This window comes from Phaeovulum sp. (assembly GCF_030684035.1).
In the GTDB taxonomy this organism is placed as follows: domain Bacteria; phylum Pseudomonadota; class Alphaproteobacteria; order Rhodobacterales; family Rhodobacteraceae; genus UBA6213.
Genome location: NZ_JAUXPI010000020.1, coordinates 63429 through 88502, shown reverse-complemented (window position 1 = coordinate 88502; position 25074 = coordinate 63429). Strand labels below are relative to the sequence as shown.

The window sequence follows — 25074 nt, the reverse complement described above, 5'->3', positions numbered from 1 at the left end:
GTGCGGGGGCTGGCCCCCGCCACCGCGCGCGGGGTTTTGCTGAACGCCCGAACCTGCTAGACCGCGCCGCGAGCAGCAACGAGACCGCCATGACCAAGATAAGCCTGACCAATTCGATGACCCACCGCAAGCAGGAGTTTGCCCCGCTCGATCCTGCCAATGTGCGGATGTATCTTTGCGGCCCCACGGTCTATGACCGTGCGCATCTGGGCAATGCGCGCCCGGTGGTGGTGTTCGATGTGCTCTATCGGCTCTTGCGGCACGTCTATGGGCCAGATCATGTGACCTATGTGCGCAATTTCACCGATGTCGATGACAAGATCAACGCGGCGGCGCTGGCGCGCAAGGAGGCGGGGGCGGCGGGCACGCTCGAGGCATTGATCCGCGAGCGCACCGAGGAGACGATTGGCTGGTATCATGCCGACATGGACGCGCTGGGGGCGCTACGGCCGACGCATGAGCCGCGCGCGACCGAATACATCGGCCAGATGGTCGAAATGATCGCGGGTCTGATTGCGCGCGAGCATGCCTATGAGGCCGAGGGGCATGTGCTCTTCGATGTCCGCAGCTACCCCGATTATGGCGCGCTGTCGGGCCGCTCGGTCGATGACATGATCGCAGGTGCCCGGGTGGAGGTGGCCCCTTACAAGCGCGACCCGATGGATTTCGTGCTCTGGAAGCCGTCAAGCGACGATCTGCCGGGCTGGGACAGCCCTTGGGGCCGGGGGCGGCCGGGCTGGCATATCGAATGCTCGGCGATGAGCGAGGAACTGCTTTGGAAAAAGCAGATTGAGGCGGGGCGACTGTCAGGCAATGCGCTTGAGAAACCGCACACATTCGACATTCACGCGGGCGGTATTGATCTGCAATTCCCGCACCATGAGAACGAGATCGCGCAGAGCATGTGCGTGCACCCCGAGGGCGAATTTGCCCGGGTCTGGATGCACAACGAGATGTTGCAGGTGGAGGGCAAGAAGATGTCCAAGAGCCTTGGCAATTTCTTCACCGTGCGGGATTTGCTGGAAAAGGGCGTTCCGGGCGAGGTGATAAGGTTCGTGCTGCTGGGGACGCATTACGGCAAGCCGATGGACTGGACGGAGGCGAAAGCGCGGGAGGCGGAGGCGACGCTGGCGAAGTGGCGTGAGCTTGTGGCGGGTATTCCGGCGGGCCAGGATCCCCATCCTGCCATTCTTGAGGCTCTTTCAGACGATCTCAACACAGCTGGTGCCATTGCGGTTCTTCATGAATGCGAAAATTCCGGGAATCTGGCTGCGCTAAGAGCTTCCGCGATGATCTTGGGGCTGCTGGAAGATGGAATGGGAGAATGGGCTGTTGCTCGATCCGCATATGACTCGCTGAAATCCGTGCTCGTCGCGAGAGCCGATGCTCGCGCCAACAAAGACTTCAAGACCGCCGATAACATTCGAAATGCGCTTTCTGAGCACGGGATCAGTATCGAAGACATGCCCGATGGTCGATTCAGACCGAAACTCGATGCAATCAAGGTGTTCGAGCACTTCAACGCATTGCCATTGCAGGAAAAACGAGAGTTTCTTGGTGACAGCAGTTACTTGGAGGGCAGCGACGTTTCTGTTTTCCTAGTGACGAATGCATACCAGAAAATGATCAGCAAGAAGATCTTGGAGGCCCTGAAATGACCCCCCTCGCAGCAGAGGGCAGCCCCCGGACCGCCGGGGGGGGCGAGAAGCGCCCGCCCCGGGGGGGCGGTTCGGGCGCTGCCCGGCGTGCCGCCGGGCGAAACAGTGGCGCGGAGGCAGGCTAATGACCAAATCCCGCCTCTACCTGTTCGACACCACGCTGCGCGACGGCCAGCAGACGCAGGGCGTGCAATTCTCGGTGGCTGAAAAGCTGCATATCGCGCAGGCGCTCGATGCTTTGGGCGTGGACTATATCGAGGGCGGCTGGCCGGGGGCGAACCCGACCGACTCGGAGTTTTTCGAAAGCCGCCCAGAGACGCGCGCCACCTTCACCGCCTTCGGCATGACCAAGCGGGTCGGGCGCTCGGCGGCAAACGACGATGTGCTGGCGGCGGTGCTGAACGCGCGCAGCCCGGCGGTGTGCCTTGTCGGCAAGACCCATCCCTATCAGGTGAAGACCGCGCTTGGTGTCAGCCTGCCCGACAACCGCGATGCAATCGCCGAGAGCATCGCGCATGTGGTGGCGGCGGGGCGCGAGGCGCTGTTTGACGCGGAGCATTTCTTTGATGGCTACCGGGCCGACCCCGGCTATGCGCTTTCCTGCCTGCACGCGGCCCGGGAAGGCGGCGCGCGCTGGATCGTGCTTTGCGATACCAACGGCGGCACGCTGCCCGCCGAAGTGGGCCGGGTGGTGGCCGAGGTGATCGCGGCGGGCATTCCCGGTGACCGGCTCGGCATTCATTGCCACGATGATACCGGCAATGCGGTGGCCAATTCGCTGGCGGCAATCGACGCCGGGGCGCGGCAGGTGCAGGGCACGCTCAACGGCCTTGGCGAGCGCTGCGGCAATGCCAACCTCACGACCCTGATCCCGAGCCTGCTGCTCAAGGAACCCTATGCCAGCCGCTATGAGACCGGTATCAGCACGGCCTCGCTTGCCGGGATGGTGCGGCTCAGCCGGATGCTGGATGACATTCTCAACCGGGTGCCGCTGCGCTCGGCACCCTACGTCGGGGCCAGCGCCTTCGCGCACAAGGGCGGGTTGCACGCCAGCGCGGTGCTGAAAGACCCCGGCACCTATGAACATATCGACCCCGCGCTGGTCGGCAACGCGCGGCTCATTCCGATGAGCAATCAGGCGGGGCAATCGAACCTGCGGGCGCAGCTTGCTGGCGCAGGGATCGTCGCCGACCCGCGTGACCCGAGGCTCGCGCGCATCCTTGATGTGGTGAAGGAGCGCGAAGACCAAGGCTACGCCTATGACGGCGCGCAGGCCAGTTTCGAACTGGTGGCACGGCGCGAACTCGGGCTTTTGCCCGATTTCTTCGAGGTCAAGCGCTACCGGGTGACGGTCGAGCGGCGCAAGAACAAGTATGACCGCATGGTGAGCCTTTCCGAGGCCGTGGTGGTGGTGAAGATCGGCGGGCAAAAGATGCTTTCGGTTTCCGAAAGCATGGATGCGGCGGGTTCCGACCGTGGCCCGGTCAACGCGCTGGCCAAGGCACTGGCCAAGGATCTCGGCCCCTATCAGGCCTGCATCGACGACATGAAGCTGGTGGATTTCAAGGTGCGCATCACCCAGGGCGGAACCGAGGCGGTGACCCGGGTCATCATCGACAGCGAAGACGGGCAGGGGCGGCGCTGGTCCACCGTCGGCGTCTCGCCCAACATAGTCGATGCAAGCTTCGAGGCGCTCTTGGATGCGATGGTCTGGAAACTGCTGCGCGACGGGGTGGCCCCGGCGTGATAGCAAGCGAAGCCTTTTTCACGCGTTACAGTGGGTTGCGGCGGTGCGGGCCGCGCCAGGGCGCATCCCCGCCCGCTGGGGGGATCTTGCGCCGGGTGGGTGCGCGATGAGCCAGCGCGCCTGCGCCGAACTCGTCCGCCAGCACGACCCGGACCGATTTGCCGCCACGCTCGCGGCCCCCGCCGCCGCGCGGCCGCAGCTCTGGCCGATCTATGCGCTCAATCTGCAACTGGCGCGAGCACCTTGGGCCTCGTCAGAGCCGCTGGTGGCCGAGATGCGGCTGCAATGGTGGGTCGATGCGCTGGGCGATCTGGCAAAGGGCAAAGCTGCGCCGCAGCATGAAGTGTTGCAGGCCCTGGCCCCGCTGTTGGCCGAGACCCCGGCGCTTGCGGTGCCGCTTGCGGCGCTGGCCGAAGCGCAGCGCTGCATGTGCTGGCGCGAGGGATTTGCTTCGGCCGAGGCGCTTGCGGCCCATCTCGACGCCACTTCGGGGAACCTGATGTGGGCGGCGGCGCTGGCGCTTGGTGCCCCGGTCGCGGCCGAACCCGTGGTGCGCGATTTCGCCTTTGGCGCGGGATCGGCAAACTGGCTTCTTGCGGTGCCGGAACTGTCACGGCGCGGCCTGCAACCTTTGCCGGAACCGGCGGCGGAAAGCGTGCAAGCGCAGGCGCTTGCGGGGCTTGCGCGCATCGCCGCTGCGCGAAAGGCGCGCGCTGCGCTGCCGCGCAACGCGGCACCGGCGCTGTTTTCGGGCTGGCTTGCCCGTGGCGTGCTTCGCCGCGCCGCTGCCGCGCCGGAGCGGGTCGCCGAAGGCAGGCTTGCACCCTCGGAGTTTGCACGGCGCGCGGGCCTGATGCTTGCGGCCTTCACCGGCCGCTGGTAGCGGCAGGCCTTAAGCCTTTCTTCAACAGTCTCGGCAAAGCTCGCCTGAGCGCGGCAATGGTTGCAACATGGGCAAGTCCTGCCCGCGTGCCGCGTCCAAGGTGCTCAGGAGGTCTTGTTGCCATCGCCGAACAAGCCGACACCCGCAGCCGCCGCGCGCCGCTGCTCGCGGCCCCCGATCATCGGCGGCAGCGCCGGCATCGCAATTCCGGCCGGCCTTGGTTGCGAGAATTGCGAAGCACGCTTTCCCGCCCGCCCTCACGCAAACCATCGAAAGCAGATTTTGTGCCCGTCCGTGTTCTGATCGTTGATGATTCACCCACCATCCGCCGCCTGATCCGGGCGCGCATTGGCGGGGACCCGCGCCTGACCGTTGTCGGCGAGGCATCCGATGCTTTCGAGGCGCGCGAAAAGATCAAGGCGCTCAATCCCGACGTCCTGACCCTTGATGTCGAGATGCCGAGGATGGACGGGCTTGCGTTCCTCGAAAAACTGATGCGCCTCAGGCCGATGCCGGTGGTCATGGTATCGACGCTGACCGAGCGCGGCGGGGCCGCAGCGCTTGAGGCGCTTTCGCTCGGGGCTGTCGAATGCATCGGCAAGGGTGGCGGCAGCGCGCTTGCGGCAAGCTTTGAACACCTTCCCGACATACTGGTCATGGCGGCAAAAGCGCGGCTGCATGGCGCTGGTGCGCGCGCAACAGCCGCTCCGCCGGCCGATTACAGCTGGAATGGGCGTCTGGTGCTGATCGGTGCCTCGACCGGCGGGGTTGACGCGCTGGAAACTCTGCTTGCGGGCTACCCGGCGCACTGCCCGCCAACGCTCATCACCCAGCATATGCCACCGAGCTTTCTTGCCAGCTTTGCGGCGCGGCTTGCGCAAAAATTCGCGCCGCGCGTGCTCCTGGCTGAAGACGGGATGCCGATCGAGCCGGGTCATGTCTATCTTGCCCCCGGCGGTGCCTACCACCTGGCGCTGGCGGCCGCCACGCCGCCACGTTGCAGACTGATCAGCGCCGAGCCGGTGAACGGGCACCGCCCTTCGGTCGATGTTCTGTTCGATAGCGCCCTGCCGCTCGCGCCAATGTGCCTGAGCGTGCTCCTGACCGGCATGGGGCGCGATGGTGCCGCCGCGATGTTGCGGCTGCGCCAGAATGGAGCGCGCTGCCTTGCCCAGGACGAAGCGAGCTCCGTGGTGTTCGGAATGCCGCGCGCCGCGCTCCACATTGGGGCCGCCGAGGCCGCAGTGCCAATTGCCGATATGGCACGGCAAATTCTTGCGCTGACCCGCGGTGAAGCGCTGGCGGTTCAGCGGGGGATGGCGGTGTGAAGCTTGCGCAACCCTTGCCCGACAAACCCTGAAACACCCAAGGTGGCGCGCCTAGCGGTTGCCGTGTGAAGCGGACCGGCCGGTTGCTAGCCGAGGCTCAGAGCCAGTGGATTTCCCCCGGGGCAAGCACGCACGGAACCTGCGGGGCAGGCGCTGCGTCGATCCCGAGCCGGGTTTGCAACTCGTGCAGTCGCAGCCCGGCGAGCAGCGGGCCGATCTGCAACCGCTGATCGGGCGGAACCTGTTCTGCCAGTGCCTGGACAAGGCGCGCAAGATCGTCGAGCGACTGGGTAATGCGGTCGATGCCTTGCAATCCGCGAATTGCCGCCGCATCGGTGTGTTCGACAAAATGAAACAGCGACAGCGCCTGCTGCACCACGGCCGAGAGCGCAGCCAGTTGCAAGAGCTCTTCCCCGACACGGTCGCAAAGCGCGCCGAGCGCAATCTGGTGTCCCGCCGCCTGCGCGAAATTCCGGTTCCCGCTCACAGCCGCCCCACCACCGCCTCGATGCAACTGCGCAGGTCTGTCGGGGTAAACGGCTTGTGCAAATAGTTGTTCATGCCGAGTTTGTGCCCGCCCTCGATGATCTCGCGATCCGCGCGCCCGGTGATCAGGATGAAGCCGATGCCGCGGCTGCGCGGGTTGGCGCGCAGCGCCTGCAACAGCTGCAAGCCGTCCATGCCCGGCATGTTGAAATCGGAAATCACCAGATGCACCGGGCTTTTCTCCTGCGCCGCCAGCGCCCCCGGCCCGTCGATGGCATAGCTCACCTGGAGCACGCCCATGCTGTCGAGCGCCTGCATGATCAGGCCGCGGCTGGTGGACATGTCGTCCACCACCAGAATGCGCAACTGATCCCTCAGTGCCATGGCGGTTGCTCCGGGTCGGGGGCTGCTACGGGCAGTCGGTAGCTGGTGATGCCCTGGGAGGAAAGACGGGTCGGATCGCCGACAGGCAACCGCTCCGAATGCCCGAGAAACAGCCAGCCGCCGGGCCTTAGCGCCGCTTCCAGCCGCAGCCAAAGCGCATCTTGCGTGGGCGTGTCGAAGTAGATTGCCACGTTGCGGCAGAAGATGATGTCAAAGCCGCCGCGCATCGGCCAGGCGGAATGCAGGTTCAGCTCGCGAAAGCTGACCAGGCTGCGCGGTGGGTCACGCAGAACCACACGGTCGCCCACCGCCGCGATGAAGCGCCTTGCAAGCGCCGCAGGCACGGTTTCGGCTGCGGCGGCGGCATAGCGCGCGGCGCGGCCAAGCGCGGTCATTTCGCGGTCGATATCGGTTGCCAGTATGCGGATATCGAGGCCGGCGATATCGTCGGCCATGTCGCACAGCAGCATCGCGATGGAATAGGGTTCCTCGCCGCTGGAACAGCCCGCCGACCAGATCCGCACCGCGCCACCGGCGCGCGCCCGGGCAATCAGCGGCGGCAGGACGGTTGCGCGCAGTTGCTCGAAATGGTGGCTCTCGCGGAAGAAATGGGTGACATTCGTGGTCAGCGCCGAAAGCATCCGGCGGCGTTCGTCGCCCCCCTCGGGGGCGTTGAGGAGCGCAAGGTAACTGCGGAAATCCTTCAGCCCGAGCGCCCGCAGCCGCTTTGCCAGCCGCGATTGGACCATGCTCGCCTTGCCCGCGCCGATCACGATGCCCGAGCCCTCGCGCACCAGCCGGGCAATCTCCGCAAGCTCGGCGGCGTCGGGAGGGGCCAGAGCCCCGGCAAGCGAAGCTGCAATGCTCATGCAGCCTCCACCGTGGCATCGGGCAGGACTGCGGCAAGGTTGAGCACCCGGATCATGCGGCCATCAAGAATGGTAAGCGCCGAAATGAAGTTATGCGCCGCGTCGGCGGCAAGGTCGGGCGGCGGCCGCAGCGCGGCGCGCGGCACCGCCACGATATCGGAAACCGCATCGACCAGAAGCCCGGCATTCTGCCCGCCCAGTTGCACCACGATGATGACATTGCGCGCGTCTCCCGCCACCGGAGCCATGCCGAGCCGGGTTGAAAGATCGACCACCGGCAGCACGGTCCCGCGCAGGTTGATCACGCCGCGCACATGCGCGGGGGCATGCGGCAGCGGGGTTGCCCGGGTCCAGCCGCGTATCTCGCGCACCGACATGATATCGACGCTGTATTCCTGATCGGCAAGGCGGAAGGAGAGGAGTTCCACCTCGGCAGCGCTATTGGCAAAGATCTGATCTGTCATGCGGGTCATCCTGCAAGCGCGAGGGCGATAGCGCGGGTGTGGCCGGTGGCGCTGCGCACCAGGTCGGCAGGGTCGAGGATCAGCGCGATCTGGCCATCGCCCAGAATTGTTGCCGCGGCAACGCCGGGAATATGCCCGTAAGCCTTTTGCAGGCCCTTGATGACCACCTGCCGCTGTTCGAGAATCGCATCGACGGCAAGCGCGGCGCTGCTTCCGTTATCAAGCACGCAGAAAAGCACGATGCTGCCGTCATAGCTGCTGCGCGGTTGGCGGAAACCGAGTTCGGTGCCAAGATCGTAGAGCGGCACGATTGCGCCGCGCACGGAAATGACATGGGTCTGCGGCCCGAGCGCGCGGATATCGTCTTGCGTCAGCGCGGCAGTTTCGAGAATCGACGAAAGCGGCACCACCAGCTTCTGCCCGGCGACCTGCACCACCATGCCATCGAGCACGGCAAGCGTAAGCGGCAGCGAGATCGAGAATTTCGACCCAAGGCCGGGATCCGAGGTGATGGTGACCCTGCCGCCAAGCGACTGGATCGCCTGCCGCACCACATCCATGCCCACCCCGCGCCCGGAGAGTGCCGAGACCGTGGTGGCGGTGGAAAACCCGGGCAGGAACAAAAGCGCGTCGATCTCGGCATTCGAAAGCACGGCATCGGCCGCAATCAGGCCGCGGCTGATGGCGATTTCCCGCACCTTGGCGCGGTTGATGCCGGCACCGTCATCTTCAACCTCGATCAGCACCCGGCCCGCGCGGTGCATGGCGCGAAGCGTGACGAGGCCTTCGCGTGGCTTGCCCGCGCGCTGCCGGGCCTCGGGGGTTTCAAGACCGTGGTCAACGGCATTGCGCACCATATGGGTGAGCGGGTCTGCAAGACGCTCGATCACGGTCTTGTCCACCTCGGTGGCTTCGCCCTCGGGGTGCAGCCGCACCTCCTTGCCGATTGCCGCCGACGCCTCGCGCACGATCCGCGCCATGCGCTGGAACAGGGGTTTCACCGGCTGCGCGCGGATCATCATCACACTGTCCTGAAGATCGCGGGTGAGCATCATGAAGGCCTCTAACCCGTTCGCCACGGCGGAACTGGGTGCCAGACCGGCTTCAGCCACGCTCTGCGCCAGCATCGCCTGATTGATGACCAACTCTCCGACCAGGTTCACCAGGCGGTCAATGCGTTCAAGATCGACCCGCACGGTGGCAGATTCTGCCGCCTTTGCTGCCAGTGTCGGCTGCGGTGGCGGGCCTGAAGCACGAGCCGGGGCTGCCTCGGCGGCGGGCAAGTGCAGTGCGGCAGGCCGGGGTTGTGTCGTCTCGGTTTGCCCGCCCGGGGTGCAAGCATTCGTGCCGCCCGCCGGCCCGATTTCGAGTGCGCAGACACCCTCCACAAAGTCGAAGACCTCGCGGATATCATCGACACCTACCTCGCCGGCAAGCGTGATCTGCCAGGCGAGCCACGCCGCTTCCGGGTCAAGGTCGATGAGGTCGGGTGCCGCCGGATACGCACAGCGCGTCTCAACGGTGCCAAGCGCCGAGAGCGCGCGCAGCAGGTGCAGCGGCTCGTTGCCCGTGGCGTAAAGCGCCGCATGAGGCGCGAAGAACACCTGCCAGGCAGTTTGCGGTTCTGCGCTGTCGGCAATGCCTGGGTCAGCATCCAGATCAAGCACAAGCGCCAAGGGCTGAAATTCCGCGACCTCCGCCAAGGGCTTTTCAGCTGGCGGCCCGGCGAGCGCCTCAAGAGCCTGCAACACTTCATCGGCGTTCGCAGGCCCGGCGGTGCCATCACGCGCGGCGCGGACATGATCTTGCATGAGATCGGCGGCCTGAAAAAACCGCTTGATCGCCTCGGGCGAGGGCTGCATCTGCCCGGAGCGCAAGGCGTCAAGCACGGTCTCGAAGCGGTGCGCGAAGGCCACCAGCGGCAAGAGCGCAAAAGCCCCGGCCCCGCCCTTGATCGAATGCACGGCGCGGAACACCACGTTGATCGTTTCGGGGTCGTGGTCCCCGGCCTCGATCGCCGTCAGGGCGTCTTGCAGGCGCTCAAGCAGTTCCTCGCATTCAACGAAGAACGAGGCGCGAATTTCTGCCATCGGATCCTGTGTCATGCGCGCCCCCTCAGCCTGCAACCATGTGCAGCGCCTTGACCAGTTTCGGCGGATCGAAGGGTTTGACGATCCAGCCGGTGGCACCTGCAGCGCGCGCGCGGGCCTTCAGTTCCGGCGCGCTTTCGGTTGTCAGCACGAGAATTGGCGTGGTGCGATGCTTGGCTTGGGCCCGAACCGCCTCGATGAAGCCGAAACCGTCGAGCCGGGGCATGTTGATGTCGGAAATGATCGCGTCGGGCGAAATGTCCGCAAGCACTTCCAGCCCATGCACGCCGTCTTCCGCAAGATGCAACGTAAAACCCGCCTCTGAAAGCGACAGTTTCAGCATGTCGCGCATGGTGCGGCTGTCATCGACGGCAAGAACCGTAAGGGTCATGGTCGCGGCCCCGCCTGCAGATCATCAAGGGTCACGCCGTACAGCCGCAGCGCTTCGTCAAACTCGGGCGAGCGTCGGGCAAAGGACACGGCAAAGCCCGCCTGCCGCCCGCCCTGCGCCGCAGCGAGCAGCAATTGCAGCCCGAGCGCGCCCAGGTGCTGCACGCGCCCTGCATCGATCACCAGATCGTCGCCTCGGTGGGCGAGCAGTGCTGCATGCAGCGGTCTGGCGGCGTTGAGGTCAAGCCGCGCGGCAAGTGAAAGTTCAGCACTCATGCCGCGACACGCGCAGGAGAAGTGACGGAAATGCGCACCCAGTTGCCCTTTCGAAACACGCTGAAACAGACTTAGGATGCGCGGGTTAAGATTGGCTTGATGCGCTCAGGCCGCTTTGTGCATCAGCCCTTGCAGGTAATGCGCGCAGCCGGTCAGGGCGGCGTAATCATCTTCAATGACCGAAACATGAAAATCCTGCATGAAGCCTTCAAAGCGGCCCTTGTCGCGAAATGCGGCGGAAAAGCCGAAGCGCTCCATATAGGGGGTGAAGGCGCGGGCGACGCCGCCGATCAGCCAGACCCCGCCATAGGGCAGATGTATCAGCGACAGGTTCCCCACCACCGTGCCAAGCAGGCGCACGAAAGCCCGCCCGGTGGCTTCCGCAAGCGCATCGCCCGCTGCCAGCGCCGCCATGATTTCGGCGGCGCGCAACTCGCGCGGGGTGCCCGCCTCGCTGCTGACCCAAGCAAAAAGCCGCTCCAGCCCGCGCCCGGAAAGCACATCTTCGACGCCGGGAAAGCCATGCGCGGCTTCGACGAATTGCAGCAATCTGAGGTCGGCTTCGGTGCGCACCGGAAGGCCCGCGTGGCCACATTCCGAGGCAACCACCAGCCGCCCGCCCGGGGCTTCGTGCACCGGTGCCGCGTTGAAGCCGGTGCCCACGCCGACCACAAGCTGCGATGCTCCCGGCTGCGGCGCGATCCGGCCCCGCACCAGCGGGCGCAGCGCCGACGCCGCAAGGTGGCCAAGCGCGTGCCCCTGTGCCTGCAAGTCATTCAGCACCGCCACCACCTCGGCCCCGGTGGCGCGGGCGACTTCACTGCGATCAATGGTCCAGTTGAGATTGGTCATGCTGGCAACGCCATCATGCACCGGTCCCGCCGCCGCAACGCAGGCCCCGGCGCAGTCAACGCCGCCTTCGGCCGCCAGATACGCCGCCAGCACCGCATCAAGCCCCGTGTGTTCGGCATTGACATAGCGCCGGATCGTCTCGGGCAGCATCCGCCCGGCTTCGGCAAGCGCAACGCGGGTATTGGTGCCGCCGATATCGGCCAGAAGGGCGTAACGGTCGCGCTGGCGCATGGGCCTACCTTTGCAAAGCGGTTGCCAAAGCGTGATAGGATGCCTTGGGCACCCGCCGCAAGGTTGCAAAATCGACATGCACGAGGCCGAAGCGCTTGTCGTAGCCAAGCGACCATTCGTAATTGTCCAGCAGCGACCAGCAGAAATAGCCCCTTAGCGGCACGCCCTCGGCAATCGCGCGCTGGCATTGGCGCAGATGCGCCGCAAGATAGGCGATGCGGTCGGCATCCTGAACCGAACCTGCCGCAAGCCGATCCGGTGCCGCCATGCCGTTTTCGGTCACATAAAGCGGCAACTCGCCGGTATATTCCTGCACCACCCTCAGGAAATGGTGCAACCCTTCGGGAAATATCTCCCAGCCGACATCGGTCTTGGGCAGCGGCCCCTCCACCTCGCGGTGCGCGGGCCAGGGGCCGGGCGCGGGGGCGATGAGCTTGCGGGTGTAGTAGTTCAACCCGAACCAGTCGAGCGGCGCGCGGATGGTGGCAAAATCATCCTGCCATCCCTCCGGCAGATGCGGCGCGAAGGCTGCCATCAGTTCCGCCGGGTATTCGCCGCGAAACATTCCCGAGATGAAAAAGCGGTTGTAGTAGGCATCGTAAAGCTGCGCGGCGGCGGCGGCTTCAGGGCTGGCGTCGGCGGGGGCGGCATATTCGAAGTTGCAGACCGCGCCGAGGTTCTTCATCCCGAGGCCCCGCATCACCTTGATCGCGGTGCCATGCGCCAGCAGCACATGGTGCATCGCGCGCGCGGTGGCGCGGATATCGCGCATGCCGGGCGCGTGTTGACCAAGAAAATGACTGAGCCAGCCGATGCACCACGGCTCGTTGATCGGGGCCGCCGACCAGAGCCTGTCGCCCAGACGGCGCGCCACGACCTCGGTGAAATCGCCAAACCAGCCTGCAATGTCGCGGTTGCGCCAGCCGCCAAGGTCGGCAAGTGGCGAGGGCAGTTCCCAGTGGTACAGCGTCAGCGCGGGTTTCAGCCCCCGTGCCAGCATCCCGTCAACCAGCCTGTCGTAGAAATCGAGCCCCTCCGCATTCACCCGCCCACGCCCTTCGGGCATCACCCGCGCCCAGGAGGTGGAGAAACGGTAAACGTCGAAATTGCCGGCGCGGAGCAGATCGAGGTCTTCCCCCCAGCGGTGATAATGGTCGCAGGCACGCGCCCCGTTTTCGGCCCGGACTACATTGCCGGGGGTGGCGGCAAACGTATCCCAATGTGTGCCACCGGCGCCGCCAAAGGCATGCCCCTCGACCTGATAGGCCGAGGTCGCGGCGCCGAACAGGAAACCGGGCGGAAAACTGGAACGCGAAGGCAGCATCGTTACCTCTGGGATGCGGGGGCGGGGCCGGTGGAACGGCCAACTACCAGCACTGCCTCCAGCATTTCATGGCGCGGCGCGCTGGCGGGGTCGGCGATGATGCCGAGGAGCATTGCGGCGCAGCGCCGCCCGGCCTCGCGCACACTTGAGCGGGTGGCAGTGAAGATCGGTTCTTCCTCGCCGTTGCGAAGGTAGCCCAATTCGTCGTCATGGGTGACGATCGAGACATCGCGGCCAAGCCGCAGCCCATGCGCCTCGACCTCGCGCCGCACGCCCATGGCGGAAAGCAGCGAAGCGCAGAGAAACGCGGTCGGCGGATCGGGCAGGGCCAGCATGGCGCGGGCAGCATGTGCCCCCTGCGCCTCGGTCATCTCGCCCTGCACCATCAGCGCCGGGTCGGGCACCAGACCGCGCGCCGCCATCGCCGCCTCGAACCCGTGCCGCCTGCGCACTGCGAAATCCATGAATTCGAGCCCGTTCACCAACGCGATGCGGCGGTGCCCGAGGTCGAGCAGAAATTCGGTGGCGCGCTGAAAGGCGCGGGTGTTGTTCACATCGACCCAGGAATAGGGCACCTTTGCCCAGGTCGCGCGACCGTGCACCACAAACGGCAGCCCAAGCTCGGCCAAAAGCGCGATGCGTGAATCATCCTCTTTTGGGCCGTGCAGGATGATGCCATCGACCGTGCCCTTGGCGCGGATTTCGCGGTAGGCGCGGCTCTGGTCGGCGTCGGCAACCAGCGACAGCAGCATGTCATAGCCCGCGCCGCTGTAAACCTCGCCCGCGCCCGCGATGAAATCGGCAAAGATCGGGTTGACGATCTCGTGCTGGGTGGAAATCGGGATGATATGGCCGATCGCCATCGCCCGGCCCGTGGCCAGCGCCTTGGCACGGGTATTGGGCCGGTAGTGGTGGCGCGCCGCCGCCTGCGCAACACGCGCCCGCGTCGCCTCGTTCACCTCGGGGTAGCCGTTCAGCGAACGGCTGACCGTGGTGGGCGAAAGCCCAAGCTCGGCGGCAAGTTCCTTGAGCGTGATCGGGGGCAAGGGTCGGGTCCAAAGCGGTTTGAATTGTGGCGCAGGTTAGCCAGCGGTTGAACCCGCGTCAATCTCGCAGGCGCGGCGCAAAACATGCTGCGACTGCGAAGGCTCTGGTAATGATTAAAGATGTTTGCATGGCATGCCAAGTGTGGCGGCGATTGACTTTTGCAGCCACTTGGGAAACTCTGCGGCATCCAAAGCGCTTTGGGAGCGATTCCCTCGCGCCTGGACCATTGACGGGCGAAACCGCCCCCAGTCTCGGGAGGACTGCACGATGAAAAGCCTTTACACCAGCGTTGCGGCGCTGGCGCTTCTTGCCGGAAGCGCCGCTGCGCAAGATTTGAAATTTGCCCCCGGTGCCGACGCCCGCTTCAACTGGGCTTCCTATGAAGCGCTGAAATCGATGGACCTCAAGGGCCAGAGCATCACCATTCTCAGCCCCTGGCTTGGGCCCGACAAGGCCCTGGTCGAAAGCGTTATCGCCTATTTCGAGGCGGCAACCGGGGCCAAGGTGAACCACTCCGGCTCCGACAGCTTCGAACAGCAGATCGTGATCGACGCTGAAGCGGGCAGTCCGCCCGACATCGCCGTGTTCCCGCAGCCTGGCCTTGCTGCCGATCTGGCGCGCAAGGGCTTCCTGCGGCCGCTGAGCGCGGGCACCGATGCCTGGCTGGCCGCAAACTATGCCGCCGGGCAAAGCTGGGCCGATCTTGGCAGCTATGTCGGCAAGGATGGCTCCACGCAGCTTTATGCCTTCCCGTTCAAGGCCGACCTGAAGTCGCTGGTCTGGTATGTGCCGGAAAACTTCTCCGACGCAGGCTATGAAGTGCCCGCGACCATGGAAGAGCTGAAGGCGCTGACCGAGAAGATCGCGGCCGACGGCGGCACGCCCTGGTGCATCGGCCTCGGTTCGGGCGGCGCTACCGGTTGGCCGGCAACCGACTGGGTTGAAGATTTCATGCTGCGCGTCAACACCCCCGCCGATTACGATGCCTGGGTGAAGAACGAGCTGAAATTCTCTGACCCGAAAGTGCTGGCGGCAATCGACGAGTTCGGCTGGTTCGCGCGCAATGACAAGTTCGTTTCCGGCGGGGCGGGTGCGGTGGCCTCGACCGACTTCCGCGACAGCCCGAAGGGTCTCTTCTCCAGCCCGCCGCAGTGCTACATGCACCGTCAGGCGAGCTTCATTCCCTCGTTCTTCCCCGAGGGCACGGTGATCGGCGAGGACGCCGATTTCTTCTACTTCCCGGCCTATGCGAGCAAGGATCTGGGCAGCCCGGTGCTGGGTGCGGGCACGATGTTTGCGGTGATGTCGGACAATCCGGCCGCCAATGCCTTCATCGAATTCCTCAAGTCGCCGATCGCGCATGAGGTCTGGATGGCGCAGACCGGTTTCCTGACCCCCTACAAGGGCGTCAATACCGAGGTTTACGGTGACGCGACCCTGCGCAAGATGGGCGACATCCTGCTGGATGCCACCACCTTCCGCTTTGACGGTTCCGACCTGATGCCGGGCGCAGTTGGTGCCGGGGTGTTCTGGACCGGAATGGTTGACTACGCGGGCGGCAAGCCCGCCGCCGACGTGGGCGCCGCCATTCAGGCAACCTGGGACACGCTGAAGTAAAAGGTGCCAGCCCCGCCCGAGGCCGCTATGGTTTTCGGGCGGGGTTTTTATGTCCGGGGGAGGAGGGCGAAGATGGAGCAGTTCTTGTTGGCTTCTGGCACAATTGTGGCCGGGGTGTTTGGCTGCGTTGCCTGGTTCTGGGGCTCCAACATGGCGCTCGACGCGGTTTATCCGGCGCGTGGGCCACGCGCGGGGCGCAACATGCGCCACGCATCCGCAATTCGGCCTTGGCTCTTTCTTGGGCCCGCGATCCTGCTCTTGTCTGCCTATCTGGTCTATCCGGTGATCAACTCGGCCTGGCGGTCGTTCAATGATGCCGATGGCGCGCGCTTTGTCGGGCTGAAGAATTACCAATGGCTTCTGGCCGATGGCAAGTTTCACGAATCGCTCAGCAACAACATGCTCTGGCTGGTCACCGTGCCTGCGCTTTCCACCCTTTTCGGGCTTGTTGCCGCGCAACTGACCGACCGTATCCGCTGGGGCAACTTTGCCAAATCGATGATTTTCATGCCGATGGCCATTTCCTTCGTCGGTGCCGGGGTGATCTGGAAATTCATCTACGATTTCCGTGGTGAAGGCCTGGAACAGATCGGTATTCTCAACGCGATTGTCGTTTATTTCGGCGGCATGCCGCAGACCTGGCTGGTAACTCCGTTCTGGAACAGTTTTCTGCTGATGGCGGTGCTGGTCTGGATTCAGACAGGTTTCGCCATGGTCATTCTGTCCGCAGCGCTGCGCGGCATTCCCGAAGAGAGCATCGAGGCGGCGATACTCGACGGGGCCAACCCGTGGCAGGTTTTCATGCGCATCAAGGTGCCGCAGATCTGGGGCACCATTGCTGTGGTCTGGACCACGATCACCATCGTGGTGCTGAAAATCTTCGACATCGTCTTCGTGATGACCAACGGCGAATGGGGCACGCAGGTGCTGGCCAACCTGATGTACAACTGGATGTTCCGTGGCGCACCTGACTACGGGCGCGGCTCCGCCATCGCCATTGTCATCATGCTTCTGGTAACCCCGATCATGATCTGGAACATTCGCAACGCCAGGCGGGAGATGCGCTGATGGAAGGCCATGCCGGTACCCGCTCCAGCCTTGTCTGGGCCGCCAACATCGCTACCGCGCTGATGGTGCTGCTCTGGACCATCCCGACCTTTGGTCTGCTTCTCACCAGCCTGCGCGACCGCGACCAGATTGCCGCCTCGGGCTGGTGGAAGGCACCCTTCGCCTCCGAACAGAACAGTTTTGTTCGCGCCGGCACCGCTGTCGATCAGGTGGCGGAAGGTGCCATCTGGGTGATCGTGGGCAATGTGCTTGACGAGGGCGAAAAACTACTTGCCTGGGGCACCAACTCGCGCGTTCCGGGTGCCTACGCGCCGGATGCCACGGTGACGCTTGCCAACGATCAGGTGCTGACCGTCGCGGCCGACGGTGCCTATCGGCTGACCTCGCCCAGCCAGTTCACCGAAACCCGCGGCATGCGGATTTTTGTGACCACGCTCTCACCGCCGCGCTTTACCTTCGAGAATTACACGCGGGTGATCGGGGCCGAGGGGCTGGGGCAGGCGTTTCTCAACACCTTTACCGTCACCATTCCGGCCACGATCATTCCTATCCTGATTGCCGCTTTTGCCGCCTATGCGCTGGCGTGGATGGAGTTTCCGGGCCGCGCCTTGCTGATTGCCGCCATTGTGGGCCTTTTGGTAGTGCCTTTGCAACTGGCGCTGATCCCGCTCCTGAAGCTGCATAACGATATCGGGCTCGGCAAGGGCTATATGGGCATCTGGCTGGCGCATACAGGCTTTGGCTTGCCGCTGGCCATTTATCTTCTGCGCAACTACATGGTCGGGCTGCCGCGCGAAATCATCGAAAGCGCGCGGGTCGATGGCGCGTCGGATTTTCAGATATTCCGCCGCATCATCCTGCCGCTGTCTTTCCCCGCGCTGGCGAGCTTTGCAATCTTCCAGTTCCTCTGGGTCTGGAATGACCTGCTGGTCGCCACGGTGTTCCTGGGCAATACCCGCGAACAACTGGTGATGACCGGGGTGCTGCGCGAGCTCATGGGGTCGCGCGGGGGGGATTGGGAAATTCTCGCGGCCTCGGCCTTCGTTTCGATCGCGATCCCGCTGGTGGTGTTCTTCGCGATGCAAAAATACCTGGTACGCGGCCTCCTGGCTGGCTCGGTCAAGGGTGGCTGAATGAACGCAATGCAGAAAGACGCCAACTGGTGGCGTGGCGCGGTAATCTATCAGATCTACCCGCGCAGTTTTCAGGATACCAACGGTGATGGTGTCGGCGATCTGCCCGGCATCACCCGGCGGCTTGACCACATCGCGCGGCTGGGTGCAGACGCGATCTGGATCTCGCCGTTTTTCACCAGCCCGATGAAAGACTTCGGCTATGACGTAAGCGATTATTGCGGGGTTGATCCGCTGTTCGGCAGCCTTGCCGATTTTGATGCGCTGGTGGCGCGGGCCCACGAACTGGGCCTCAAGGTGATGATCGACCTGGTGCTTTCGCACACCTCGGACCAGCATCCGTGGTTTGCCGAAAGCCGGGCCAGCGGCGACAATCCGCGGGCAAACTGGTATGTCTGGGCCGACCCGAAGCCCGATGGCACCCCGCCGAACAACTGGCTGAGCATCTTTGGCGGTTCCGCCTGGGCCTGGGATGCGCGACGCTGCCAGTATTACCTGCACAACTTTCTGGCAAGCCAACCCGATCTCAACTTTCACGAGCCCTCGGTACAGGCCGCGCTTCTGGATGTCGCGCGGTTCTGGCTCCGGCGCGGGGTCGATGGCTTCCGCCTTGATACGATCAATTTCTATGTGCATGACAAGCAGTTGCGCGATAATCCTCCGCTTCCGCCTGAAGAACGCAATGATCTGACCGCGCCAAAGGTGAACCCCTATAACCACCAACGCCACATTCACGACAAGAACCAGCCGGAGAACATTGAATTTCTGAGAAAACTTCGCGCGGTTATGAAACCTTACATGGCCGCTGCCGTGGGCGAGGTGGGCGACAGCCAGCGCGGGCTTGAAATCGCTGGCGAATACACCCGTGGCAGCGACCGCATGCAGATGTGCTACGCTTTCGAGTTTCTCTCGGGAAATTCCTTGCAGGCCAACCGGATAGCCGAGGTTTTTGAACAGGTGGACAAGCTTGCCGCTGATGGCTGGCTGTGCTGGGCCTTTTCCAACCACGACGTTCAGCGCCACATTACCCGCTGGTCACTTTCAGAAGCCGCTGCAATGGCTTATACGACGCTTCTCATGTGTTTGCGCGGCTCTGTCTGCATTTACCAGGGCGAGGAACTGGGTCTGCCCGAGGCCGAAATTGCCTTTGAAGACCTGCAAGACCCCTACGGGCGCGAATTCTGGCCCGAATTCAAGGGCCGCGATGGCTGCCGCACCCCGATGGTCTGGCAGTCCGACAACCGCAACGGCGGATTCAGCGAAGCTAAACCGTGGCTTCCGGTGCCATCTTCACATCTCGCCCGCGCCGTTGCCAGTGCCGAGGCCAACCCGCAAGCGCTGATCCACCACTATCGGCGCGCGATCGCGCTGCGCGCCGCGCACCCCGCCTTGCGCACCGGCACGCAGTCGCAGATGCTTGCCTCGGGCGACGTGCTCAGCTTTGAGCGTCGCGAAGGGGCAGAGCGGTTGTTTCTCGCCTTCAACCTCTCTGACACCGCCGCCACGCTCGCGGCACCCGAAGGCCGCTGGCAACCGCTTGCCGCCGATCTGGGCGGCGCTGTGCCGGTAGCCGGAACCATTGAACTTGCCGCGTGGCAAGCCGCCATCCTGCGCAAACTCGCATAAGGGAACATCATGGCCGATCTGAAACTGACCGAAATTGGCAAGTCCTACGGCGAGGTGAAGATTCTCGAAGGGATCAACCTCGATATCAAGGCGGGCGAGCTGATCGTATTTGTCGGCCCATCGGGTTGCGGCAAATCCACGCTGTTGCGAATGATCGCCGGGCTTGAACGGATTTCCGCAGGCGAATTGCAGATCGACGGGGTCGTGGTGAACGATGTGCCCCCGGCGCAGCGTGGCATTGCGATGGTGTTCCAGTCCTACGCGCTTTACCCGCACATGACGGTACGCGACAACATGGCATTCGCCCTCAAGATTGCAAAGAAGACCTCGCAAGAGATTGAAAAGGCTGTTGATAACGCCGCGCGCATCTTGCAGTTGACGGATTATCTCGACCGCTTGCCCAAGGCGCTCTCGGGTGGTCAGCGCCAGCGCGTGGCGATCGGGCGGGCGATCGTGCGCGACCCCAAGGTGTATTTGTTCGACGAGCCGCTTTCGAACCTTGACGCTGCCCTGCGCGTGGCCACCCGCATCGAGATCGCGCAGCTGAAAGAGCAGATGCCTGACCGCACGATGATCTATGTCACCCACGATCAGGTCGAAGCGATGACGCTGGCGAGCCGCATCGTGGTGCTGGCGAACAAGGGCATCAGCCAGGTCGGCACGCCGCTTGACCTCTACCAGCGCCCCGACAACGAGTTTGTGGCGCAGTTCATCGGCAGCCCCTCGATGAACCTGCTGGCGGGCGAGATTACCGGCACCGGCGAGATTACCACGGTTGCACTGGCGGGGGGCGGAACCGGGCGGGTTGCGGTGGCCACGACCGCGGCCGACAAGGGCCTGAAGGTCAACCTCGGGGTGCGCCCGGAAGACCTGGAACCGACCGAAGGGCAGGGGCTTTATACCGGCGTCGTCGATATTGTCGAAGCTCTGGGTGAGGTCACGCTGCTCTACTTCGAGCCGCAGGGCGACCGGCATGCGGTGATCGCCAAGCTGCCGGGCATCCATTCCGGGCTTCGCCATGAAACGGTGACGCTGACCGCCGACCCGGAAAAGCTGCATCTGTTCCACATGGGCCAATCCTTGCGCGCGCGCTGATGTCGCTTTCCTGCGGCAAACGCCGCAATTCGCCGCCGCACCGCGCTTGCCAGGCGCTACACCCGTGCAAAGGGTCGATGCGGAGGCTTTGATGAGCGACGAGATGGGCGGGCGCAGGGCGCGCGGTGGTGGTGGTGCGGCACGGCGGGCAGACCGCACAGCGGTGCGGCAGGAATTCAGCCGCTACATCGAACGCAACATTCCCAACTTCGAGATCCTCAACGAAGAGGCCTTGCAGATCATCGAGGCCAACGCCGAAACCGTGCTTGCCGAGATCGGCGTCAACTTTGTCGATAACCCTGCCGCCTTGCAGCGCTGGCGCGATGCCGGGGCCGATGTGCAGGGCGAGCGGGTGCGGCTGCCGCGTGGCCTGGCCCGCACGCTTTGCGCCACCGCCCCCCGCAGTTTCGTGCAGCACGCCCGCAACGCCGAGCGCAATGTGACCATCGGCGGCAAGGGGCTGGTGCTGGCCCCGGTCTATGGCCCGCCCTTCGTGCGCGACGCTGAGGGCGGCAGGCGCTATGCGACGCTTGCCGATTTTCGCAATTTCGTGCGGCTTGGGCAAATGTCCAAATACCTGCACCACTCGGGCGGCACGGTCTGCGAGCCGACCGACGTGCCGGTGAACAAGCGTCACCTCGACATGCTGCACGCCCATATGACGCTTGCCGACAAGCCCTACATGGGCTCGGTCACCGAGCGTTCGCGCTGCGTCGATTCGGTCGAGATGTCGAAAATCCTGTTCGGCGCGGATTTTGTCGACCAGAACACGGTGATGACCTCGCTGGTCAACATCAACTCGCCGCTGACCTTCGACCCGATCATGATGGACGCGCTCGAGGTTTATGCCGCCGCCGGGCAGGCCTGCATCATCTCGCCGTTCATTGTCGGCGGCGCGATGGCCCCGGTAACGGTGGCGGGCACGCTGACCCAGGTGCTGGCAGAGGTTCTGGCGGGGGTGGCCTACAGCCAGCTTGTGCGTGCAGGCGCGCCGGTGATCTTTGGCGCATTTGTCACCTCGATCGACATGAATTCAGGCGCGCCGACCTTTGGCACCCCGGAAGCGGCGCAGATCACCCTTGGGGCCGGGCAACTTGCGCGGCGGCTTGGGCTTCCCTATCGCAGCGCCGGGGCGTTTTGCGGCTCCAAGCTGCCTGATGCGCAGGCGGCATACGAAACTGCCAACAGCCTCAATATCGGGCTGCTTTCGGGCGTGAATTTCATGCTGCACGCCTGCGGCTGGCTGGAAGGGGGGCTGGTCTCTTCGTTCGAGAAATATGTGATGGACGCCGATCAGCTTGGCATCCTGCACCGGCTCGCGGCGGGGATCGACGTTTCAGCCAACGGCCAGGCGATGGAGGCGATCCGCGAGGTCGGGCCGGGCGGGCATTACCTTGGTTGCGCCCATACCCAGGCCAATTTCAAGGATGCCTTCTGGCGCACTGAGCTTCTGGATTACAAGCCCTTCGAGACCTGGGATGAAGAGGGCGCGCGCGATACCGTGGCACTTGCCGGGGTGCGGGTGAAGAAGATGCTCGGCGACTATCAGGCCCCCGACCTCGACCCCGCAATCGCCGAGGCATTGGCCGAGTTCGTGGCGAAGAAAAAGGCATCGGTTCCCGACGCCTTTCTCTGAGCCATTTGACAGCGACGGGCGGCGCTTCTACCAGACGAGGGGCGCTGCAGCTTGCGCCCTTGCGCTTCGGAGACCTGCCCGATGACCCCAGCCGACGCCGCCCCCGCCGCCTTCGACGCCCTGGCGCGGGTGCAGTTGCTGCTTGGCATGGGTGGTGCTGCAATGTGGGCAATAGCTGCGCTGTCGGTAGCGACGCTGGCGCTGATCTTCTGGAAAACATGGGTTCTGCTGGCGTTCGGTGCCTGGTCGGGCGGCGGCCACAGCGCGCGGGCGCTGGCACATTGGGCGGCAGGGCGCGAGGCCGAGGCGTTGGCCGAGCTGGCCGGGCGCAGCAGCCTGCGCGCCAGCCTTGCGCGCGCCGCGATGCAGGCTGCCCGCCATGAGGGCTTCAGCCGCGTCGCCGCCGAAGCCGAAACCGCCCGGGTGGCGCGCGGCCTTTTGCAAAGCGCCGGGGCGGGATTGCGCGGGCTTGAACTTGCAGCAACCATCGGCCCGCTGCTTGGTCTGCTTGGTACCATCACCGGCATGATCGCGGCGTTTCAGGCGCTGCAAATGGCGGGTGCGCGGGCCGATCCCGCGACCCTCGCGGGCGGCATCTGGGAGGCGCTGCTGACCACGGCGGCGGGAATGGCGGTAGCAATTCCCGCGCAGGTGGCGCTGACCTGGTTCGAAAGCGTGGTCGATCGGCTGCGCCACGACATGGAAGATGCGGCGACGCAGGTGTTTCTGCGCGCGCCCGAGGAGCGGCGCTGATGTTCGCCTTTGGCCAGCGGCGGGCGCGGCGGCGGGCAAGCCTGACGCCGATGATCGACGTGGTGTTTCTGCTGCTGGTCTTCTTCATGCTCGCCTCGCGCTTTGGCTCCGAAGCCGGGCTGACGCTTGCGGTGGCAAATCCGGGGCAGGGGGCGGCATGGTCCGGCCCACCGAGGCTGGTCGAGATAGCCGAGGGCGGCGCGCTCTGGCTCAACGGCGTGCCGCTCGCGCCGGAAGCGCTGGCCGGGGCTTTGGCGGCGCTGATGCAGCGGCCGGGCGATGCGGTGGTGCTGCGCGCCCGCGACGGGGCAGAGGTGCAGGATCTGGTCAGTGTCGCGGAAGCGCTGCACGCGGCGGGCTTGACCCGGCTGATGCTGGTGCAAGCGCCATGAATTTTTCCACGCCCCTCCGCCGCCGCCCCGCCGAGAACCTGCTGCCGATGATCAATGTGGTGTTCTTGCTGCTGATCTTCTTTCTGATCGCCGCCAAGCTCGCGCCGCCCGAACCCTTTGCCGTGGCGCTTCCCGAAGCGCTGGCCGAGGGCACCGCAGAGGCGGATTTCACATTGCATCTTGCCACCGACGGCCGACTTGGCTTTGCCGGGGCCGAGGGCGCGGCGGCGCTTCAGGCGCTTGCCGCGGCGCGGGCCGCCTATTGCGCGGGTGCCGATTGCACCGACGCGCCGCCGAGGCTTGCATTGCGCGCCGACGCGGGTGCACCTGCGGCGGCTCTGGCGGCGCTGCTTCCCGCGCTGGCGGGCGCGGGCTTTGGCAAGGTGACGCTGGTCACCGCAGGCAGATGACCCGCGCCGGGCCAGTTGTGGTTTCACTCGCCGGGGCGCTCGCCCTGCATCTGGCGGTGCTGGCCGAGCTTGATCTGCCGCAGGGTGCCAGCGGATCGGGCGGGCAAGACGGTGCCGATCTGCTGGGGCTGGAAGCCGTCGCGGGCGACATTGCCGTACTCGTCGCCGCCTGGGACAGGCCACCCCCGCCCGCCGATGCGCCCGCCGCCCCGCGCCCCGCCTTGGCCGATGCCGCTGCGGCGCGGCCCGCTGCCTTGGCAGCGCCCGCGCCGGTTTTCCGCCCCGCCGAAGCCTTGCCCGCAGAGCCGGATCTGCCGATTGCCGCGGCAACTGCGCCACCCGAACCCGCACCGCCAGCCGCCGCCGCCACTTCGCCGCCTGGCGAAACCCCGCCTGCGTTGAATGAACCGGCAAAGTTGAATGAACCGGCCGGGTTACCGGAGCCAGAGCCTGTGCTGCAAGGCCCCGGAGCCCCTGAAACGGCTCCGCGCCCTGAAGCCCGCCCCCCTCTGCACGCCAGCGGCAGCGGACCCGGCCCCAGCGCCGGAGGCGGCGGCAGTGATGCCGCAACGCGCGCCGCCTCGGCCGCGCGCAGCAGCGCCTATGCCGCCTGGGGTGCCGAGGTTCGCGCGGCGGTCGAGCGGCGCAAACGCAGACCCGCCGCCGCCGCAGGGGCAGAGGGCGAAGTGAAGCTGATCATCGAGATCGGCCGCGACGGGGCGCTCCGCGCCATCGCCATCGCCGCCAGTTCCGGCATTGCGGCGCTCGATCAGGCAGCGCGGGCCGCTGTCGAATCGGCGGCCCCGTTTTCACCCGCTCCGGCGGCACTGACTGACCCGGCCTACGCGCTGCGCCTGACTTTGCGCTTCACGCCCTAGGCTCACCCCTTGCTTGTCTTTGCCGGGGTGCACAGATAGGGTGCGCCAGACTTTTTGGGCCCTGCGCCCCATCAATAAACGAGGACAGCATGTTCGCATCTCCCGCCTATGCACAGGCCGCCGGTGGCACCGCCGCAGGTTCCGCGCTTACCCAGTTCATTCCGCTCATCCTGATCTTCGCGATCATGTATTTTCTGCTGATCCGCCCGCAGCAGAAAAAGGCCAAGGAACACCGCGCGATGGTCGAGGCGCTGCGGCGTGGCGACATGGTCGTGACCTCGGGCGGCATCATCGGCAAGGTCACCCATGTGCGCGAGGACGGCGAGCTTGAGGTGGAGATTGCCACCGGGGTCAAGGTGCGCGTGGTCAAGGGCACCGTTGCGCAGGTGCTGTCGAAAACCGAACCCGCCGCCGCCAACTCGAACTGAGACCTTATC

At 65.0% G+C, this 25074-nt stretch carries 25 protein-coding genes; 15 read left to right on the top strand and 10 right to left on the bottom strand.

The features are described 5' to 3' along the window. Positions 1-89 precede the first annotated feature (89 nt). The 4 genes from cysS (at position 90) to Q8J98_RS05465 (ending at position 5616) form a co-directional block, all read left to right on the top strand. Positions 90-1658 carry a cysteine--tRNA ligase gene (gene cysS / locus Q8J98_RS05480; protein WP_305293493.1) on the top strand — a complete coding sequence of 523 codons (1569 nt, stop codon included), beginning with the start codon at positions 90-92 and terminating at the stop codon, positions 1656-1658. A gap of 124 nt (positions 1659-1782) precedes the next feature. Continuing rightward, positions 1783-3405, top strand: a complete 1623-nt coding sequence (gene cimA, locus Q8J98_RS05475; protein ID WP_305293488.1) for a citramalate synthase — start codon at positions 1783-1785, stop codon at positions 3403-3405. A 106-nt stretch (positions 3406-3511) separates the two neighbouring features. Beyond that, positions 3512-4288 carry a squalene/phytoene synthase family protein gene (locus Q8J98_RS05470; protein ID WP_305293487.1) on the top strand — a complete coding sequence of 259 codons (777 nt, stop codon included), beginning with the start codon at positions 3512-3514 and terminating at the stop codon, positions 4286-4288. Positions 4289-4572: 284 nt separating this feature from the next. Beyond that, the gene (locus tag Q8J98_RS05465) at positions 4573-5616 is read left to right on the top strand and encodes a chemotaxis response regulator protein-glutamate methylesterase (RefSeq protein WP_305293486.1); all 1044 of its coding nucleotides are present in this window, start codon (positions 4573-4575) and stop codon (positions 5614-5616) included. Positions 5617-5713: 97 nt separating this feature from the next. Here the strand turns inward: Q8J98_RS05465 and Q8J98_RS05460 are convergent, their stop codons facing one another. The 10 genes from Q8J98_RS05460 to Q8J98_RS05415 all read right to left on the bottom strand — a co-directional run bounded on the left by Q8J98_RS05460 (position 5714) and on the right by Q8J98_RS05415 (position 14019). Further along, positions 5714-6103, bottom strand: coding sequence for a hypothetical protein (locus Q8J98_RS05460; RefSeq protein ID WP_305293485.1), 390 nt, complete (start codon positions 6101-6103; stop codon positions 5714-5716). Next, a complete protein-coding gene (locus Q8J98_RS05455) occupies positions 6100-6486 on the bottom strand; it encodes a response regulator (RefSeq protein ID WP_305293484.1) in 387 nt (128 codons plus the stop codon). Before Q8J98_RS05455 ends, Q8J98_RS05460 begins: the two co-directional genes overlap by 4 nt. Next, complete coding sequence (locus Q8J98_RS05450) at positions 6477-7355, bottom strand: protein-glutamate O-methyltransferase CheR (protein WP_305293483.1); 879 nt, start codon at positions 7353-7355, stop codon at positions 6477-6479. Before Q8J98_RS05450 ends, Q8J98_RS05455 begins: the two co-directional genes overlap by 10 nt. Next, positions 7352-7819 (bottom strand): chemotaxis protein CheW, encoded by a 468-nt coding sequence (locus Q8J98_RS05445; protein WP_305293482.1) that lies wholly within the window; start codon positions 7817-7819, stop codon positions 7352-7354. The genes Q8J98_RS05450 and Q8J98_RS05445 overlap by 4 nt, the downstream gene beginning before the upstream one ends. 5 nt (positions 7820-7824) lie before the next feature. Then, positions 7825-9924: a chemotaxis protein CheA gene (locus tag Q8J98_RS05440; protein ID WP_305293481.1), complete on the bottom strand. Its 2100-nt coding sequence runs from the start codon at positions 9922-9924 to the stop codon at positions 7825-7827. 10 nt (positions 9925-9934) lie between these two features. Next, complete coding sequence (locus tag Q8J98_RS05435) at positions 9935-10300, bottom strand: response regulator (protein WP_305293480.1); 366 nt, start codon at positions 10298-10300, stop codon at positions 9935-9937. Continuing rightward, positions 10297-10575: an STAS domain-containing protein gene (locus Q8J98_RS05430; protein WP_305293479.1), complete on the bottom strand. Its 279-nt coding sequence runs from the start codon at positions 10573-10575 to the stop codon at positions 10297-10299. The genes Q8J98_RS05435 and Q8J98_RS05430 overlap by 4 nt, the downstream gene beginning before the upstream one ends. A 105-nt stretch (positions 10576-10680) precedes the next feature. Continuing rightward, a complete protein-coding gene (locus Q8J98_RS05425) occupies positions 10681-11658 on the bottom strand; it encodes a glucokinase (protein ID WP_305293478.1) in 978 nt (325 codons plus the stop codon). 4 nt (positions 11659-11662) lie between these two features. Next, the gene (locus Q8J98_RS05420) at positions 11663-12982 is read right to left on the bottom strand and encodes a GH1 family beta-glucosidase (RefSeq protein ID WP_305293477.1); all 1320 of its coding nucleotides are present in this window, start codon (positions 12980-12982) and stop codon (positions 11663-11665) included. A gap of 2 nt (positions 12983-12984) precedes the next feature. After that, on the bottom strand, positions 12985-14019 hold the full coding sequence (locus Q8J98_RS05415) for a substrate-binding domain-containing protein (protein WP_305293492.1): 1035 nt from the start codon (positions 14017-14019) through the stop codon (positions 12985-12987). Between the two features lie 277 nt (positions 14020-14296). Here Q8J98_RS05415 and Q8J98_RS05410 point away from each other — a divergent pair, with 277 nt between their 5' ends. The 11 genes from Q8J98_RS05410 (at position 14297) to yajC (ending at position 25065) form a co-directional block, all read left to right on the top strand. Then, the gene (locus tag Q8J98_RS05410) at positions 14297-15646 is read left to right on the top strand and encodes an ABC transporter substrate-binding protein (protein ID WP_305293476.1); all 1350 of its coding nucleotides are present in this window, start codon (positions 14297-14299) and stop codon (positions 15644-15646) included. Positions 15647-15718: 72 nt separating this feature from the next. Next, a complete protein-coding gene (locus Q8J98_RS05405) occupies positions 15719-16714 on the top strand; it encodes a carbohydrate ABC transporter permease (protein WP_305183169.1) in 996 nt (331 codons plus the stop codon). Next, entirely contained in the window at positions 16714-17847 is a 1134-nt protein-coding gene (locus Q8J98_RS05400; protein ID WP_305293475.1) for a carbohydrate ABC transporter permease, read from the top strand. Before Q8J98_RS05405 ends, Q8J98_RS05400 begins: the two co-directional genes overlap by 1 nt. A 9-nt stretch (positions 17848-17856) precedes the next feature. Beyond that, positions 17857-19473 (top strand): alpha-amylase family glycosyl hydrolase, encoded by a 1617-nt coding sequence (locus tag Q8J98_RS05395; RefSeq protein WP_305293491.1) that lies wholly within the window; start codon positions 17857-17859, stop codon positions 19471-19473. A 9-nt stretch (positions 19474-19482) separates the two neighbouring features. Further along, positions 19483-20568 carry an ABC transporter ATP-binding protein gene (locus tag Q8J98_RS05390; protein ID WP_305293474.1) on the top strand — a complete coding sequence of 362 codons (1086 nt, stop codon included), beginning with the start codon at positions 19483-19485 and terminating at the stop codon, positions 20566-20568. Positions 20569-20659: 91 nt separating this feature from the next. Continuing rightward, positions 20660-22204, top strand: a complete 1545-nt coding sequence (locus tag Q8J98_RS05385) for a trimethylamine methyltransferase family protein (RefSeq protein WP_305293473.1) — start codon at positions 20660-20662, stop codon at positions 22202-22204. Between the two features lie 81 nt (positions 22205-22285). Then, entirely contained in the window at positions 22286-22957 is a 672-nt protein-coding gene (locus tag Q8J98_RS05380; protein ID WP_305293472.1) for a MotA/TolQ/ExbB proton channel family protein, read from the top strand. Then, complete coding sequence (locus Q8J98_RS05375; RefSeq protein WP_305293471.1) at positions 22957-23349, top strand: biopolymer transporter ExbD; 393 nt, start codon at positions 22957-22959, stop codon at positions 23347-23349. Before Q8J98_RS05380 ends, Q8J98_RS05375 begins: the two co-directional genes overlap by 1 nt. Then, the gene (locus Q8J98_RS05370; RefSeq protein WP_305293470.1) at positions 23346-23759 is read left to right on the top strand and encodes a biopolymer transporter ExbD; all 414 of its coding nucleotides are present in this window, start codon (positions 23346-23348) and stop codon (positions 23757-23759) included. The genes Q8J98_RS05375 and Q8J98_RS05370 overlap by 4 nt, the downstream gene beginning before the upstream one ends. Next, complete coding sequence (locus Q8J98_RS05365) at positions 23756-24637, top strand: TonB family protein (protein ID WP_305293469.1); 882 nt, start codon at positions 23756-23758, stop codon at positions 24635-24637. Before Q8J98_RS05370 ends, Q8J98_RS05365 begins: the two co-directional genes overlap by 4 nt. Before the next feature lie 89 nt (positions 24638-24726). Continuing rightward, positions 24727-25065: a preprotein translocase subunit YajC gene (yajC, locus tag Q8J98_RS05360; RefSeq protein ID WP_305293468.1), complete on the top strand. Its 339-nt coding sequence runs from the start codon at positions 24727-24729 to the stop codon at positions 25063-25065. The last annotated feature ends 9 nt before the right edge of the window (positions 25066-25074 follow it).

Excerpts from the sequence above, each read along its gene's own strand:
- cysS (WP_305293493.1), top strand. The coding sequence starts at position 90 with ATGACCAAGATAAGCCTGACCAATTCGATGACCCACCGCAAGCAGGAG.
- cimA (WP_305293488.1), top strand. The coding sequence starts at position 1,783 with ATGACCAAATCCCGCCTCTACCTGTTCGACACCACGCTGCGCGACGGC.
- Q8J98_RS05470 (WP_305293487.1), top strand. The coding sequence starts at position 3,512 with ATGAGCCAGCGCGCCTGCGCCGAACTCGTCCGCCAGCACGACCCGGAC.
- Q8J98_RS05455 (WP_305293484.1), bottom strand. The coding sequence starts at position 6,486 with ATGGCACTGAGGGATCAGTTGCGCATTCTGGTGGTGGACGACATGTCC.
- Q8J98_RS05450 (WP_305293483.1), bottom strand. The coding sequence starts at position 7,355 with ATGAGCATTGCAGCTTCGCTTGCCGGGGCTCTGGCCCCTCCCGACGCC.
- Q8J98_RS05445 (WP_305293482.1), bottom strand. The coding sequence starts at position 7,819 with ATGACAGATCAGATCTTTGCCAATAGCGCTGCCGAGGTGGAACTCCTC.
- Q8J98_RS05440 (WP_305293481.1), bottom strand. The coding sequence starts at position 9,924 with ATGACACAGGATCCGATGGCAGAAATTCGCGCCTCGTTCTTCGTTGAA.
- Q8J98_RS05435 (WP_305293480.1), bottom strand. The coding sequence starts at position 10,300 with ATGACCCTTACGGTTCTTGCCGTCGATGACAGCCGCACCATGCGCGAC.
- Q8J98_RS05430 (WP_305293479.1), bottom strand. The coding sequence starts at position 10,575 with ATGAGTGCTGAACTTTCACTTGCCGCGCGGCTTGACCTCAACGCCGCC.
- Q8J98_RS05425 (WP_305293478.1), bottom strand. The coding sequence starts at position 11,658 with ATGCGCCAGCGCGACCGTTACGCCCTTCTGGCCGATATCGGCGGCACC.
- Q8J98_RS05420 (WP_305293477.1), bottom strand. The coding sequence starts at position 12,982 with ATGCTGCCTTCGCGTTCCAGTTTTCCGCCCGGTTTCCTGTTCGGCGCC.
- Q8J98_RS05410 (WP_305293476.1), top strand. The coding sequence starts at position 14,297 with ATGAAAAGCCTTTACACCAGCGTTGCGGCGCTGGCGCTTCTTGCCGGA.
- Q8J98_RS05405 (WP_305183169.1), top strand. The coding sequence starts at position 15,719 with ATGGAGCAGTTCTTGTTGGCTTCTGGCACAATTGTGGCCGGGGTGTTT.
- Q8J98_RS05400 (WP_305293475.1), top strand. The coding sequence starts at position 16,714 with ATGGAAGGCCATGCCGGTACCCGCTCCAGCCTTGTCTGGGCCGCCAAC.
- Q8J98_RS05395 (WP_305293491.1), top strand. The coding sequence starts at position 17,857 with ATGCAGAAAGACGCCAACTGGTGGCGTGGCGCGGTAATCTATCAGATC.
- Q8J98_RS05390 (WP_305293474.1), top strand. The coding sequence starts at position 19,483 with ATGGCCGATCTGAAACTGACCGAAATTGGCAAGTCCTACGGCGAGGTG.
- Q8J98_RS05385 (WP_305293473.1), top strand. The coding sequence starts at position 20,660 with ATGAGCGACGAGATGGGCGGGCGCAGGGCGCGCGGTGGTGGTGGTGCG.
- Q8J98_RS05380 (WP_305293472.1), top strand. The coding sequence starts at position 22,286 with ATGACCCCAGCCGACGCCGCCCCCGCCGCCTTCGACGCCCTGGCGCGG.
- Q8J98_RS05375 (WP_305293471.1), top strand. The coding sequence starts at position 22,957 with ATGTTCGCCTTTGGCCAGCGGCGGGCGCGGCGGCGGGCAAGCCTGACG.
- Q8J98_RS05370 (WP_305293470.1), top strand. The coding sequence starts at position 23,346 with ATGAATTTTTCCACGCCCCTCCGCCGCCGCCCCGCCGAGAACCTGCTG.
- Q8J98_RS05365 (WP_305293469.1), top strand. The coding sequence starts at position 23,756 with ATGACCCGCGCCGGGCCAGTTGTGGTTTCACTCGCCGGGGCGCTCGCC.
- yajC (WP_305293468.1), top strand. The coding sequence starts at position 24,727 with ATGTTCGCATCTCCCGCCTATGCACAGGCCGCCGGTGGCACCGCCGCA.